Source organism: Sphingobacterium paucimobilis HER1398, assembly GCF_000416985.1.
Classification (GTDB): domain Bacteria; phylum Bacteroidota; class Bacteroidia; order Sphingobacteriales; family Sphingobacteriaceae; genus Sphingobacterium; species Sphingobacterium paucimobilis.
Genome location: NZ_ATDL01000018.1, coordinates 34,462 through 48,656 on the forward strand (window position 1 = coordinate 34,462; position 14,195 = coordinate 48,656).

At 42.1% G+C, this 14,195-nt stretch carries 17 protein-coding genes; 12 read left to right on the top strand and 5 right to left on the bottom strand.

Annotation, left to right across the window (positions count from 1 at the left end; genetic code table 11):
- Positions 1-2: 2 nt before the first annotated feature.
- On the top strand, positions 3-1,424 hold the full coding sequence (locus M472_RS39410; RefSeq protein ID WP_021071514.1) for a SusD/RagB family nutrient-binding outer membrane lipoprotein: 1,422 nt from the start codon (positions 3-5) through the stop codon (positions 1,422-1,424).
- Between the two features lie 156 nt (positions 1,425-1,580).
- On the opposite strand, the gene M472_RS39415 is transcribed toward M472_RS39410, so the two are convergent.
- Entirely contained in the window at positions 1,581-1,832 is a 252-nt protein-coding gene (locus M472_RS39415; protein WP_021071515.1) for a hypothetical protein, read from the bottom strand.
- Between the two features lie 181 nt (positions 1,833-2,013).
- Between M472_RS39415 and M472_RS39420 the strand changes: the two genes are divergently transcribed.
- The 3 genes from M472_RS39420 (at position 2,014) to M472_RS39430 (ending at position 4,446) form a co-directional block, all read left to right on the top strand.
- A complete protein-coding gene (locus tag M472_RS39420) occupies positions 2,014-2,847 on the top strand; it encodes a hypothetical protein (protein WP_021071516.1) in 834 nt (277 codons plus the stop codon).
- A 220-nt stretch (positions 2,848-3,067) separates the two neighbouring features.
- Positions 3,068-3,487: a hypothetical protein gene (locus tag M472_RS39425; RefSeq protein WP_021071517.1), complete on the top strand. Its 420-nt coding sequence runs from the start codon at positions 3,068-3,070 to the stop codon at positions 3,485-3,487.
- 599 nt (positions 3,488-4,086) lie between these two features.
- Positions 4,087-4,446, top strand: coding sequence for a hypothetical protein (locus tag M472_RS39430; protein WP_021071518.1), 360 nt, complete (start codon positions 4,087-4,089; stop codon positions 4,444-4,446).
- Between the two features lie 72 nt (positions 4,447-4,518).
- Here the strand turns inward: M472_RS39430 and M472_RS39435 are convergent, their stop codons facing one another.
- Complete coding sequence (locus tag M472_RS39435; RefSeq protein ID WP_021071519.1) at positions 4,519-5,310, bottom strand: carbon-nitrogen hydrolase family protein; 792 nt, start codon at positions 5,308-5,310, stop codon at positions 4,519-4,521.
- A gap of 6 nt (positions 5,311-5,316) precedes the next feature.
- Positions 5,317-5,649, bottom strand: a complete 333-nt coding sequence (locus M472_RS39440) for a DMT family transporter (RefSeq protein ID WP_021071520.1) — start codon at positions 5,647-5,649, stop codon at positions 5,317-5,319.
- A gap of 136 nt (positions 5,650-5,785) precedes the next feature.
- On the opposite strand from M472_RS39440, the gene M472_RS39445 reads away from it, so the two are divergent.
- From M472_RS39445 to M472_RS39460, 4 genes are all read left to right on the top strand, one after another.
- On the top strand, positions 5,786-6,226 hold the full coding sequence (locus M472_RS39445) for a DsrE family protein (protein ID WP_021071521.1): 441 nt from the start codon (positions 5,786-5,788) through the stop codon (positions 6,224-6,226).
- Positions 6,227-6,388: 162 nt separating this feature from the next.
- The gene (locus M472_RS39450) at positions 6,389-6,802 is read left to right on the top strand and encodes an NUDIX hydrolase (RefSeq protein ID WP_021071522.1); all 414 of its coding nucleotides are present in this window, start codon (positions 6,389-6,391) and stop codon (positions 6,800-6,802) included.
- Positions 6,803-6,823: 21 nt separating this feature from the next.
- Positions 6,824-7,384 carry a Crp/Fnr family transcriptional regulator gene (locus tag M472_RS39455; RefSeq protein WP_021071523.1) on the top strand — a complete coding sequence of 187 codons (561 nt, stop codon included), beginning with the start codon at positions 6,824-6,826 and terminating at the stop codon, positions 7,382-7,384.
- A gap of 73 nt (positions 7,385-7,457) precedes the next feature.
- Positions 7,458-8,684, top strand: a complete 1,227-nt coding sequence (locus M472_RS39460; protein WP_021071524.1) for an MFS transporter — start codon at positions 7,458-7,460, stop codon at positions 8,682-8,684.
- Between the two features lie 35 nt (positions 8,685-8,719).
- On the opposite strand, the gene M472_RS39465 is transcribed toward M472_RS39460, so the two are convergent.
- Positions 8,720-9,763 carry an NAD-dependent epimerase/dehydratase family protein gene (locus tag M472_RS39465; protein ID WP_021071525.1) on the bottom strand — a complete coding sequence of 348 codons (1,044 nt, stop codon included), beginning with the start codon at positions 9,761-9,763 and terminating at the stop codon, positions 8,720-8,722.
- 72 nt (positions 9,764-9,835) lie between these two features.
- Positions 9,836-10,573: a GNAT family N-acetyltransferase gene (locus M472_RS39470; protein WP_031301922.1), complete on the bottom strand. Its 738-nt coding sequence runs from the start codon at positions 10,571-10,573 to the stop codon at positions 9,836-9,838.
- A 305-nt stretch (positions 10,574-10,878) separates the two neighbouring features.
- Here M472_RS39470 and M472_RS39475 point away from each other — a divergent pair, with 305 nt between their 5' ends.
- The 4 genes from M472_RS39475 to M472_RS39490 all read left to right on the top strand — a co-directional run bounded on the left by M472_RS39475 (position 10,879) and on the right by M472_RS39490 (position 14,131).
- Positions 10,879-11,526, top strand: a complete 648-nt coding sequence (locus tag M472_RS39475) for an NAD(P)H-binding protein (protein WP_021071527.1) — start codon at positions 10,879-10,881, stop codon at positions 11,524-11,526.
- A gap of 85 nt (positions 11,527-11,611) precedes the next feature.
- Positions 11,612-12,883 (top strand): adenylosuccinate synthase, encoded by a 1,272-nt coding sequence (locus M472_RS39480; RefSeq protein ID WP_031301923.1) that lies wholly within the window; start codon positions 11,612-11,614, stop codon positions 12,881-12,883.
- 91 nt (positions 12,884-12,974) lie between these two features.
- Positions 12,975-13,547, top strand: coding sequence for a Crp/Fnr family transcriptional regulator (locus M472_RS39485; protein WP_021071529.1), 573 nt, complete (start codon positions 12,975-12,977; stop codon positions 13,545-13,547).
- 23 nt (positions 13,548-13,570) lie between these two features.
- Positions 13,571-14,131 (top strand): DUF4256 domain-containing protein, encoded by a 561-nt coding sequence (locus tag M472_RS39490; RefSeq protein ID WP_021071530.1) that lies wholly within the window; start codon positions 13,571-13,573, stop codon positions 14,129-14,131.
- The last annotated feature ends 64 nt before the right edge of the window (positions 14,132-14,195 follow it).

The window sequence follows — 14,195 nt, forward strand, 5'->3', positions numbered from 1 at the left end:
TTATGAGAAAAAAAATCAACTCTCCTTTATTATATGCACTCCTTTGTCTAGGGCTATCAGCCACAAGCTGTAATTCCTATTTCGATCTAAATGACAATCCAAATCTGGTCAACAATCCCAATATCAATGGTCTTTTGACCACAGCAACTCAAAAGGCAGCGATGAACAGTTATCGCACCGCATATATCACCACCAACTATGTGCAATATACCGCGAGCATGCCCCCCGGTAGCTCGAGTGATAACTATGAACCGACCAACCCTGCAAGTACCTGGGACAATTTATACTATGCATTAGCGGATACCTATGATCTAATAACGCGAGCTGAAGAACAACATGCACCACATCACGTAGCCGTCGGACAGATTCTAATGGCTTACCAAATTGGACTGGTAGCCGATTTTTGGGGAGACGCCCCCTATTCGCAGGCTTTTGGCAAAGTGACGACATTACAGCCAAAATACGATACGGAGGAGGAATTGTATAAAGCCCAGGTCGAGATGCTAGATGCGGCAATCACTAATCTACAAAAGCCAAATACCTTACCCTTTGGCAAGGATGCCGATCTCATCCACCAGAATAAATCAGAAAATTGGTTGAAGACAGCATACGCACTCAAAGCTAGGGTATTGAATAAAGTAAGTAAAAAGTCTTCTTATGATTCAGACGCCGTTTTAGCCGCAATCGATAAAGCATACGAGAGTAACGGCGATGATGCAGGAATGATGATTTTCAAAGGGATCAACCCATGGGCCCAGGTCGCTAAAAACAACGAGAACCTCGAACTAGACGGCTGGTTGTCAACCAACTTTATCGATCACATGAATGGTGCCACATACGGAACTGAAGACCCTCGAATCGGTTTCATAACAGAAAAATCCGTCGTAGGTAATATTTATATCGGTACCCGTAATGGCATGGGCAATATAGGATCCAATACCATAAAAGATGAGTGCTACATCAGTAGAAAGTCGCCTCTCACCTCGGACAAGGCTCCTGTAACTATTATTTCCTATGCCGAGATCAAAATGGTAGAAGCAGAAGCTGCCCTTCGTGGAGGAAAGAAAGAAAGAGCATACAAAGCGTACACGGATGGAATAACGGCACATTTTGAAAAACTCGGAGTTGCCCAGAACGAACTAGCAGCTTACCTATTCCGGAATTATGTGGGAGTTGGAGAAGATAATCTGACCTTATCCGATATCTTCAGAGAGAAGTATACCATCACCTATTTAAACCCCGAAGCTTGGAACGATCTACGGAGGCACGATTATCAACTAAAAGATTTTCAGATGCCGGTCAATGCCAAGTTGCCCACGTTCATCAGAAGGCTCACCTATCCTTCATCAGAGCGCGCAGAAAACGGTAACAATGTACCTCAACAACAATCCCTCGACACCAAGCTGTGGTGGGACAGACCATAAATCGCAAAGCTTATACAGAATCATGCCTACCAGCATGATTCTGTATCAAACTCTATCTGCTACATACCGTTTTCAAGGTATCTCCAAAATATACACTGCCTACTGGAAAACATGATCTTTCCAGTATATCCGGTATCTATTTTAGTATAACAGCTACTACTTCTTCTCTAACGTCGTACGCAATGCGACTCCCATCCCCACCAATACAATCAAAACACTGGTCAATACCATTCCAAGATACTCTACGATCCATGCAAAAAGTATAGCTACAATGTGTATCTTACCATTTTCTGGTTGGAACATCTTACCCGAAAAAAGAAACACCGCCAAATAAACAAACGCAGCCAACCAGACAGCTGCATAAACATAATGCATTGGATTTTTACTAAATGTATAATTCTTGAACATATCTACTTTTATTTTCTGCTAAACATACCCCTTATCAATACATTTTGCCCCCTCCATTTACAATTCGCTTGGCTTCTTTACAATTCGTAACACAAATATTTTCCCGATATTTATATCTTCGGTGGTATCAAAGACTGCATATCTTTAGAGAAACAAAAGATAACGTCTATAAAACAATCAAATGATGACTGCACTTCGAACAATAAAAAAACAGGGAGCAACTCCTTTGCTATGGACATCGATCACCACTATCTTATTGTTTGGAGCATGTCGACAAGATCAGGCTACATCATTAGACTTACAGACAGCTTCCACAAAAGCGGGTATTGGGCTGATACATTTCAATACAGACCATAGCATTCCTTTATACAGATCCTCAACCGACTCGTTGGCTTTCGACAGTTTACAGTTTACAATTGAAAAAAGCGGAAAGAAGCGCGGACAATGCAAATTTGTCACCCAGTACCTTAAAGACAAACTGCAGCCTTATATCATGGATCCTGGAGATTCCAAAGAAGATGGGCAAAAGCATCTCCAGATGGGATTGATACATTTTGCACCCCAATTGACTTTCCGCGTGAGTGAAAAAATGGAAAATGGGGTATCCATTATTATAAATGAGAAAAATAGTGAAACCTGTTTTGTAAGATTAAATCCGAAGAATAATTATGCCCACGGCAAAGATGAAAACTTGATCTTCTTCGACCCCAATTTCCCAGACACCGAGATAGACAATTGGTACCTTTTCGAAACCTGGCCTCAAGCTATATTACGGGCTTTTTTAATTCAGGTGCCCGACTCCACTCCTACCTACGATGCGCCCAACGGCAATCTCCGCTCGTTTAAAGCCTTGGGAAACGCGCTGTTCAATGCGGATTCAATATACAAAGACTGGGTACGGATAGACAATCAGACCTATTTGGCAGAAGGAGATACAGTTATTAAAACCTGGGTCAGATGGATAGAACATGATAGCATCAAAGTTTTCCTGACATTAAATGGCGGATACGAATAATGCCTTTGCCAAAAGACTGTATGCCTCATTTATTGTATTTCTTACCCTAAAAAGCCAACAACCACCCATAAACTACCCTAATAATACTTGTTTATATTGTAAAAAAATAAGAAATTTGCGCTGTTTCTACTCTTCCAATTATTATGAAATATAAAAGCGAGAAGAAATATCAAACTATTTTTAACAATAAACTTTCACCAGCTAAGTGAACCAGTAAAGAATGAAATTATTATTAACAACTTTTTTCTTGTCTATCATAGGCTTTTTCTGTCATGCTCAGAGTATAGAGACAGATATCATCGGAAAATGGAAATGTATTAAATTGATAGTTCTGGATGAAAAAGGACAACCCACAGGAAAGCCTCGTATACCCAAAAATGAAGGAAACGACATTTCTTATGTATTCAGCGCCAACAGGACCGGTAAATATACGGATGAAGGCAAGTTTGATTTGGATGAATTTATGTTTGATTCTAAATTTACAGATGATAGACTTATCATTACCAACCAACAGGACAAAGAACGCACCTATACAATGACAGTCACCTTAGACGATGCTAAAAAAACGATGACTATGAAGGTTCATCCAGAAAACGGCAACACAGGTGGATTGCTTTTAACATTGGTACGTCCACGATAAACCGACAACATCCCCTACTTTTCTTTCTAAAAAACAGATTGTAAATCAGGGGATGAAAATACTTATAACAGTATTATCCTAAGAAGAAACCAGCGCCCGCTCCGAAGTCTTTAATCTACATGGCTCCATACATGCTATTTATCTGTAGTGTAGAACAGTTTGAGATCATTTATGGTAAAATAAACCTACCTTCCCCACCATCAACCCACACAACAAAATTAATCGCCACAAAAAAAATTGTACGAATAGAATTTGTTTATTATCTTTAAACATCACAGATTAAAATGTGAGCCTATGAAGAACCTTTTATTTTTAAAGCCAAGGGCGGTGTAATTCTGGATAACAGTACGCTCCAGCCCAACGATTCGCTTTATCTACTGGTTATTTTTCTTCAATAGTGCAAAAAAAAAAGAGCAGCTAATTACAAGTCAGCGCAATAGTTTATTGCAAAAAAACAAACTCTCTTTTAAGGATGCATCACGAGAAAACCGGTAACAACCGAATCGATGGAATAGATTAAAGTCAAAGGTCTTCTATGATAGAACATCAGAAATTGATTATTAATTATAGTTACAGACTTTAACAAAAAATCAAAAATCATGAATAGATACGGACTTAAAATCAAGATCAACGGAGAAGTAGTATCAAATGCGGGATTTGATAAAGACAACTATGTCCTAACCGGGGGTACAACTTTTGTAAAGCGTGCGAATTGTTGCGAAGACTATTACTTTAACATTGGAGGATTGGATTCTGACGAGGACGAACACGTCGATTGGTACCGGACTGTAGTAAAAGTGGGTGATGTCATCACCATGGAAGTTATTGATGGCCCCTTTGATCCACCCAACCATCGTTACAAAAATGATCTAACTCCAGAAGAAATAATACAAAACAAGATCGACTTCTACAACAAATTAAAAGAAGAATTAAAGGGACATATAGAGATTGCAGTATAGCGATCTCGCCAATCAAGATATAGATTCAGAATTTAAATACAGATATAAAAGAGGGATCGAATGATCCCTCTTTTATATCTGTATGGTATATTTATCATGTTCTGATCGAAAGTCCTTGGTTATTAAACTTCCAAAAGCAGGTCTGTCCACGCGAGCCAAATCAATCTCCACAAAATCCAGCGCTTCCTCTTTTCCCGCTCGGAGCAAAATATCACCATCGGGTCCTACCACCTGACTTTCCCCACGATACTCCTCCAATTCTCCATCAAAATACTCTTCACCTATACGATTACAACTCACGTAGAAACACTGGTTCTCCAGCGCTCTAATGGGAATAATAGTTGGGGTGACAGGTCCACCAAAACAGGCAGAGTGACAGATCACCTCTACCCCATCCGCCTTAAGCAAAGAAGTATGCTGGGGAAACCAACAATCAAAACACACCGTAAGACCGATACGACTATCCCCATCATCATACACCACAGCTTCTGCACCTGATCGAAAGAATCGCTTTTCATAGTCTGGCAAATGGATCTTCCGATAAGAAGCAATCAATCCCGATGCCCCTACCAAGATCGAAGTGTTGTACAATACCCCGTCCTCCACCTCTGGGATGCTGCCCACGATATACCCATTGCCAGTGCGTGACAATAATTCGGATAGGTAGCGAACTGTAAAGCTGTCACTCAGATGTTCCGCAAAAGGCAATATATCAGCTTGCTTATCGATCGCATAGCCTGTCGTAAAAAACTCAGGCAACACTAGCAGATCGAATGTGCTACCATCGATCTTGGACGCGACATAATTCAGATTCGCTTCTATGTCACGCCATATTACAGCATATTGAAAATAACCAACTTTCATAAAAAATTAATGGGCACTGGATTTAGAAAACAGATTGATAATAATAACCCCCACGACAATAAAAGTAATTCCCAATATCGCAGGCAGATCGAGCGACTCCTTATATACAAAATAACCCACGGCCGAGATAATCACGATACCAAAAGCCGACCATATCGCATAAGCTATACCCATAGGCACACCACGCAGCGCATACGAAAGCAGGTAAAATGACAAGGCCAATGAACAGACAAAAAGCACAGAAGGGATAGGTTTTGTAAACTGTTCGGTCTTTTTCAAAAAAGAAGAACCGATCACCTCGAATAAAATTGCTGCAGCTAAAAATAAATAATGCTTCATATATGCTTCACGACTTACGTATTCACAGCAAAGGTAGGAATTTCAATGTATCCTTTGTTACACAAAGATGATGCACCTATCCTTATCTTCGGTTAATTCAAAAATAAGAAACACGTAATCTTAAACATTGGAACACATGAGAAAACAAATTTTAGCCGTCGCATTATTAGTAATCGGGATTACCTTCAGCAACTCTTTATCCGCACAACAAGTACCCGTAGAAGCCGTAGAGAAAGCAGTCAAAGCGGATGGTAAATACGCCATTTTGGTTCAAAACCCAATGCATTTAATGGCTTCAGTAATGACTGGCGAAGCCTATAAAGCAAAAGACAAAGCCGTTCAATTTGAAATCGTTCTTATCGGTCAGGTCGTCAAAGACCTTGCAGAAAACAAAGAATTGGAGAGCACTATCCAAAACGCCGAGAAATGGGGTATCAGATTAGTAGTTTGCGAATTTGCGATGAACAAGCTTGGCGTTAAGAAATCACAGTATCATCCTGCTATTCATACCACACCAAACGGATTCACTTATCTGTTTGGTCTTCAGGAATTAGGTTTCAAGACAATTACATTATAACACACGCACACAGACAATAGAAGTATCAGAGTGCTGATTCAAACCGTCCGCTATAGTATTTTACCGCTATAGATGCGACGGTTTGATTTATTTTAAATAAACCACAGCTCCCATTTTAGTAGCTAATGATTTTCCTTATCTTAGAAACCAGAAACAAAGAAAATGGAAAAAATAGCACTGCCTACAGCCGGCCTTGTTGTAGTCGAGGACAACAAACTATTATTGGGCTACAGCCGTAATAAAAAAGCCTGGTACCTCTTAGGTGGAAAAGTTGATCCGGGAGAAAATTCCTTTCAGGCGCTCTTACGGGAAATAAAAGAAGAAATAAACCTCTCTTTAGCTCCAGAATCACTAACATTCTACTGCCATATCTCTGCTCCAGCCTATGGAGAAAAAACCAATATAATTATGGAACAAGATTGTTTTTTCTATGAGCTAAAAGAGAAAATCCAAGCGAGCAGTGAAATAGAAGATGTTCGTTTTTTTGATTTCAAAACCTATCAAAAAGAACCGATACAAGTCCCTGGTGTAGTGATGCTATACCAGCGCCTGATTGCTGACGGACACCTTCAGTAATAACAAGAGTAGATTCAGACAATGGAAGATTTAATCCCTATACTATGCGAAAAATATGGTATCAGCCCCGAACTGACAAGTCTACTCCTTTCCCGTATGGAAAAGAAATCCTATGGCTACCACGACATCGTTATCGGCCTACAGGAACGTAAGCAGCACTACTATATCATTAATGAAGGCATCTGGAGGGCATACCGTCTATTTGATGGAGAAGAAAGGACTCTCTGGTTTGAGCGATATGGAGACATCTTATACTCCGAAGCATCCGAGGACTACATTATTGAGTCCATTTCGGAAAGCTCTGCCTACGTTATCTCCAAAACAGACCTGGATGCTTTTTGCAGAGAATCACATGAGATATCCAACTTAGTGCGCACCATTCTCGAGCAATACTACTTTCAGATTACCGAGTGGTTGGTCATGTTATGCCAGCCCACGGCACGCGCACGCTACCTTACTATACTCGAAAAAGACCCCGAGGTGTTCCAACTGGTTCCCCAAAAATACATTGCCTCCTGCCTAGGTATGACACCACAGTCGCTCAGCAGGATTCGAAGACAATTGGTGAAACCAGAGCATTAGTTAACAAATGTTCACGTTTCGCCGTTTTTAAGCATCTATTTTTGCCATCTGTTTCAAAAAGAGATTAGAACAGATGGAAATAAACAAGCAACTGCACAACTGGAAAAAAGAATTCGCAATTATATGGTCAGGACAACTATTCTCCATACTGAGTAGTGCGACTGCCCAATTTGCTATCGTCCTTTGGATTGGTATAGAGACCGGCTCTGCCGAAGCTTTGGCTTATGCTACTATTGCAGGGCTATTGCCACAAATCGTGCTTGGACCTTTTGCAGGGGTATTTGTAGACCGTTGGAATCGCAAGTGGACAATGATCGGCTCTGACCTTTTCGTTGCATTCTGTTCGGCTTTAATTGCCCTATTCTTTTACCTGGATAGGGTTGAGCTATGGGCTATCTATATCTTACTGACCTTACGTTCCATAGGTGGAGCTTTTCACGCTCCAGCAATGAAATCGACCGTCCCTCTCCTTGCACCACCATCCGCTTTAGTGCGTATCGCTGGAGTAAACGAGATCATTCAATCCATTTCCATTATATGTGGGCCGATTTTAGGAGCAATAGGATTGCTGCAATTTGGCATGAGTACAGTCATGCTGCTAGATGTCGTAGGTGCTGTCTTTGCTTGTACCGCCCTCGCCTTTGTACATATACCCAAGGTAGCGCAGACGGTGCAATCCACCAAATCCCTCATACGGGAGATGGCTGGCGGCGCGAGCATAATCTTGAAAAACAGAGGAGTATCGTGGTTGATGGGTTGTGAGATAGTTATCAATTTTTTTGTTATGCCCATTGTGGCCGTGATGCCCTTGATGACCCTCCAATACTTTAAGGGTACCCCGTATCAAGTCAGTCTCATAGAAGGTCTATATGGTCTTGGTTTGCTTTTCGGAGGCTTGGCTCTCAGTTTATGGAATCCCAAGATAAAAAAGACCGTACTGATCGTATTTGGCTTTTCCGCACTAGGCATTGCATTAGCCATCTGTGGCGTATTGCCTTCCGCTTATTTTGCCACCTATGCCGTAATGACCATCGTACAGGGACTGGCCGTTCCGTTCTTTACGGGGCCATACACCGTATTGGTGCAAACGCAATTCGACCCCAAATACCTAGGGCGAGTCTTTTCCATCTCTGGCAGCATTGTGCAATTGCCCGCAATGCTTGGGCTTCTTTTTGCTGGGATACTCGCCGATAATATTGGTGTAGAGAAGATATTTCTTATTGGCGGTATTATCGTCACAATGACGGCTATATTTTTAGGATCGATACCAGCTGTACGCCGCTTGGAAAAGCGAACTTAATATAAAAGTTTCAATAGATATATCTGTACACTTTACTAAGAGTAGTACTTGGTCAGACTTGCTAAATATTTATCTTCGGCTTTGTAGTCAAATTGCGGATAAGGGTAGACCGCCAGTTGAGGGTATAACTCTTGCCATGGTCTTTCTGCTCCTGTCTTTTCCAAATGACCGAAATAGCATTGAACCGATGATTCATAATTCGTCAATGTCTGTCCCGAAGCCGCCAGTACACCTGTCGCCTGCTCTGTATTCAGTAAAAAAGGTCTCGGAGTAGACCAAGGCGTCATACCTACATATTTAAAATCACCTTCCTCTTTTGCTATAGGTAATAACCTACCTTCATAGCCTAGATAAGTCGCTATCACCTTTGCAATCTCAAGCACCGACAATGGATCTTTATCGCCTACATTTATAACCTGCTGCCCCTTTAGAGCAGCAGCAGCGAAACCGACTTCGGCGATAGAACGGGCCGAGGTGCTGTGAAACATACTTTCCCCATAGTAGGCTAATGGGATAATCGGGCGTTGATCTATCATACGCTTCACAAACCACCATTCCCTCGGGTGCTGCGAGTGAGTGCCATAGATGGCACAAGGTCTTAAAACGGTCAAGGGATTTGTGCTGCGAGACAACAACTCCTCTTCCAAAGCAATTTTTCGGGTCGAATAAGTCTCATTCCCTGCGTGTACCGTAGCATTGGTCTCCAAAATAGGTGTATCAAACTCGGGGAAACCACAAGTCGCTGCCTCATCCAATGTTCTGCCATGAGCATCCTTGTACACACTGGACGAAGATAACACGATCAGGTGGCTATAATCTGCTTGAGTTTCTAAAAGTTGAAAAGCCTCTCTGTCACTAAAAGCAACTAGATCGATCACCAAATCTGCACCACTGGACATCATCTTTCTAAATTCGCTCTTATCATACCTATCGAACGAAAGTTTTTGCGTCAGTTGCCTATCCACCGTATAAGGCAATTCACGTCTTGACAACAGTACAACTTCCCAGCCTGCTTTATGTAACAATCTGTAAAATGCATAGCCGATTTGTCCTGATGCTCCTATAATGATGGCTTTCATTGTATTTTTAGCTCCTTTTGATAGTGTGCGATTAAATCATTTATCTTGTTCTTTCAATTACCTGTTTAACTCTTAGATAGAAGCAATATCTGGAGCGATCACATCCCATTTAGCAAATAGCGTCAGATTCAGTTTGCTTGCTAACGCAATAGAGGCATCATTGTCCAACTGACAGCGGTATTGTGGTTCATACCCCTTTCTTAATGCTTCTTTACATATAGCCTGTGCAACTCGCAAAGCATATCCTCTGCCCCTATATTCAGCTAGCGTCAATATGCCCAAATCCGCTATTCTGCTTTCATCATCCCACGGATACATACTAGCGACAGCCACTAACTTATCATTTTCAAATGCCCCAAAAACGAGCCAGTGTTCCAAAGAAACCGAAGCGTCATCCAGATCCTGAATACTGGCCGTACGTTCGAATTCTAAAAAACACGAAGTATCAGCTACTGTCAATTGTCGTATCTCCGGCACGACCACATAGCCATCCAGTGCCGACAGTGCCTCTTTAGAAAAATAGTAAAGATAATCGGCACCGTGTAGCACAATCCCCCTCTTCCGTAAAGATTCGATTATATCTTCGTAACTATAATTACGCAAATCTTCATTTTCCAAATCATTCAGAAGTGCCCTGCTCACGACAATATGTTTAACTCCAGTTGGAAAATCCAACACCATAAGCCCCTCCTCCTCCGACAGACTTTCCTTTACCGTAAGCTTCAGATTGGGCCTCTGATACACTGTCATACCACAAAACAGCTTCTTCCAGTAGTCACAGATCACGCCACTTAACTCTTTGCAATCCATACATTCGCTTCTGTTAGTTAAAGAAAGTCCCATCACAAGTATTCCACTTAATCGCACAATTTTTTTTTGTTCATAAACCTCTAACTCCAATGATTTATACATTTGTATCCCGTAAAATTAGGGGGATTTCAGTAAATTAAATGTTCATAAACAAGGAAATTACATGCAATAAATAATACCCGATTGCATGATTGTACCTTTTGATTCAAATATCGCGTGCTATAAAAAATGCTGCTTTGTTATACATAGAAAAGGAGTCCTCTACTTTTTGTATTTTTGATCAGGTAACAACAACTCATGTTAAGATGAAAGCTCTAGTAATTGGCGCAACCGGTGCCACAGGCAAAGACCTATTGGATCTATTATTGAAAGATAGCCGCTTCAATCGCGTGGATGTATTTGTACGCAGACCACTCGCTATACAGCATGAAAAGCTGTCGGTACACCTCATCGACTTCGATCAGGTGGAACAATGGCAAGATCTCGTGCAAGGAGATGTCCTGTTCTCCTGCTTAGGCACCACCCTCAAAGCCGCAGGCAGTAAAGAGGCCCAATGGAAAATTGACTATGACTACCAATATAATTTTGCTAAGGCCGCTCGGCACAACCATGTTCCAAGTCTGGTACTAGTATCCGCAGCCATGGCTTCCCCTTCCTCTATGTTCTTCTACAGCAAGATGAAAGGACAATTGGAAGAAGCCGTAAAAGCATTAGATTTCCCTCATTTAAGCATCTTTAACCCGCCGACTCTGGTTCGAAAAGACAGCGATCGAGGGGGAGAAAAACGGGCCGTAAATATCATCAAATGGTTCAATAAAATCGGGTTATTAAGCAATCAACGTCCACTTCCGACAACGGTATTGGCACAAGCGCTGCTTCACGCCAGCCTAGACCGTAGTTACCGCTATCGCAGCTATGCGGGCCAACAAATTTGGGAATACGCCAGCAAATAGTCACTTTTTGCCAAATGACAATTGTAGGCAATTCCTGCTCGCCTATTTTTGTGCTATAAATCAAAGCACATAAGAAATGGCTAAAATGGATATTCTCGTAGGTCTCCAATGGGGAGACGAAGGAAAAGGCAAGTTTATTGACAAGATATGTCCCAACTACCACGTTGTAGCACGTTATAATGGGGGAGCAAATGCAGGACATACGATTTTATGGAATGGTCACAAGATCACACTAAAACTATTACCTTCGGGTATCTTCTATCCCCACATCACCAATATCATCGGTAGCGGAGTCGTGATCAATCCGACGCAGCTCAACCAAGAGATCGAGCAGTTAGCCAGCATCAGTCCCGATCACGACGTCAAAAAACAACTCCTGATTTCTCAAAAAGCACACCTTGTACTGCCTACCGACAAGTACCGCGATATGTATATGGAAGACTCGGAGCTATTCCGGACCATAGGAACCACCAAAAATGGTATCGGTCATGCTTATGCCAACAAAATGTTGCGCCAGGGTTTTAGAGTCGGCGATATCTATTCCGCAGACTTTGCGCATGATGTAGAGCAGGTAATGCGTCGCGAATATGAACAATTGAGTCATCTAGGCCAGGCTCTGCCCGATTTTAATGAAATACGCCGTGTATTCATGGCTGATATCGAACGATTAAAAGAGCTTGCTATAATAGACACAGAGATCTTTATCAACAAAGCGCTGAAAGAAGACAAGGCCGTACTTGCAGAAGGTGCACAGGCCACCATGCTGGATATCGATCACGGTACCTATCCGTACGTCACATCCTCCAATACCGTTGCTTCAGCCGCCTGTGTGAGCCTCGGCGTTTCTCCTCACAAAGTGGGCGAAATATACGGCGTACTAAAAGCCTACAACACCCGGGTCGGTGAAGGCCCGTTTCCGAGTGAGATTATCGGCGACTTGGGGGATGACCTTCGGATTAAGGGGAATGAATTTGGATCCAATACCAAACGTCCTCGACGTATCGGATGGCTTGATCTGCCTGCGCTGCGGTACGCGATCATGCTCAATGGTATCACCCAATTGAGCATCACCAAATCCGATGTGCTAAACGGCATGGATATCGTTAATGTCTGTACCCACTACCAAATCGAGGGAAAATTGGTCTATGATTTTCCAACTGCACAGCAGATAAATGAAATAAAGCCCCACTGGAAGGTCTTCTCTGGATGGAATACAGACTTCTCCAAAATTAAGGAGCGCGAACAGCTGCCTTATGAACTCGACCAGTATATCAGTTATTTGGAATTGGAACTGGAGACGCCAATCTCCCACCTCTCAATCGGGCCGGAACGAGATGCCATCATCAGTCTGAAATAAAAATATTTAAAAAGAACTAACAGAGCGCTCTATTTATAAGGATTAAACAGGTAATTATTTGTAATTTTCATCCTGAAATCAAATACGTAACATGAAAGAACTTATTGCTTTTGTCGAAAAGTTTGGATCACTCAATGAACACGAGAAAGACATCATCGGTAGTCTATTCAAACATACCCTAATAGCAAAAGGAGAGTACTTTGTAGAATGTGGCAGCATCAGCAAGCGAATAGCCTTTGTGGAGGATGGCGTATTTCGTTCGGTCTACTATAACAAGAAGGGAGACGATTTTACACGTTATTTTATTTATGAAGGCCGCTTTATTGGTGACCTTCATAACTTTCAGCTCCAAGCTCCATCTGATGACTGTATAGAAGCTGTGACGGATGCGAGTATCTGGTATATCGATAGGGAGAATTTTTCAACGCTTGAACAACAAGTCAGTACCTGGCCATTATTGATCAGTAAGCTGTATGCTTTTGTAGCAGAGAGTAAACTGAAAATGGCAAGTACGATGAAAAACCTAGATGCCAGCGAACGGTACGAGCTTTTTTTGGGGCACTACCCTGGCCTGGCCAATCGAGTTCCCCTGAGTATGCTCGCTTCCTACCTCGGTATCACCGCCTCATCGCTCAGCCGAATCAGACGAACGACAGAAAATTAACAGATAAACTATAGATCACTGCAATGAAAAGCAACACCTTATCAGCCGAGCAGATCAGGGAACTGGCGGCAACTTTAAAAGAGCGTTTCGAAAAGAATAGGAATCGTCATGCGTCATTAAGATGGGAAGAGGTATGGAACAAAGTCAGTTCCGATCCACATAAAATCACTTCTTTATATCATATGGAACAGACAGAAGGTCAACCGGATGTAATTGGCTACGATGAGAAGAAATCTGAATACCTTTTCTGCGACTGTGCTCCTGAGAGTCCAAAGGGACGCCGATCTGTTTGTTATGACCACCAAGCGCTAGAGTCCCGTAAGGAACACAAGCCCAAACACAGTGCTACAGCTATGGCCGCAGAGATGGGGATAGCACTATTGACAGAGGCCGAATATCAACAATTGCAACAATTGGGTGAATTTGACCTGAAGACATCCAGCTGGTTACATACTCCCGAGGACATACGGAGCCGAGGAGGTGCTATCTTCGGAGACAAACGTTTTGGCCGCACCTTTATATATCACAATGGAGCCGAATCATACTATGCAGCCAGAGGGTTTCGAGGAATACTTCGCGTCTGATCTGAAAATAAAATTCCTCCCTGCTCTTACTCAAGCCCAGGGAGGAATAAACCCGATATCGGTA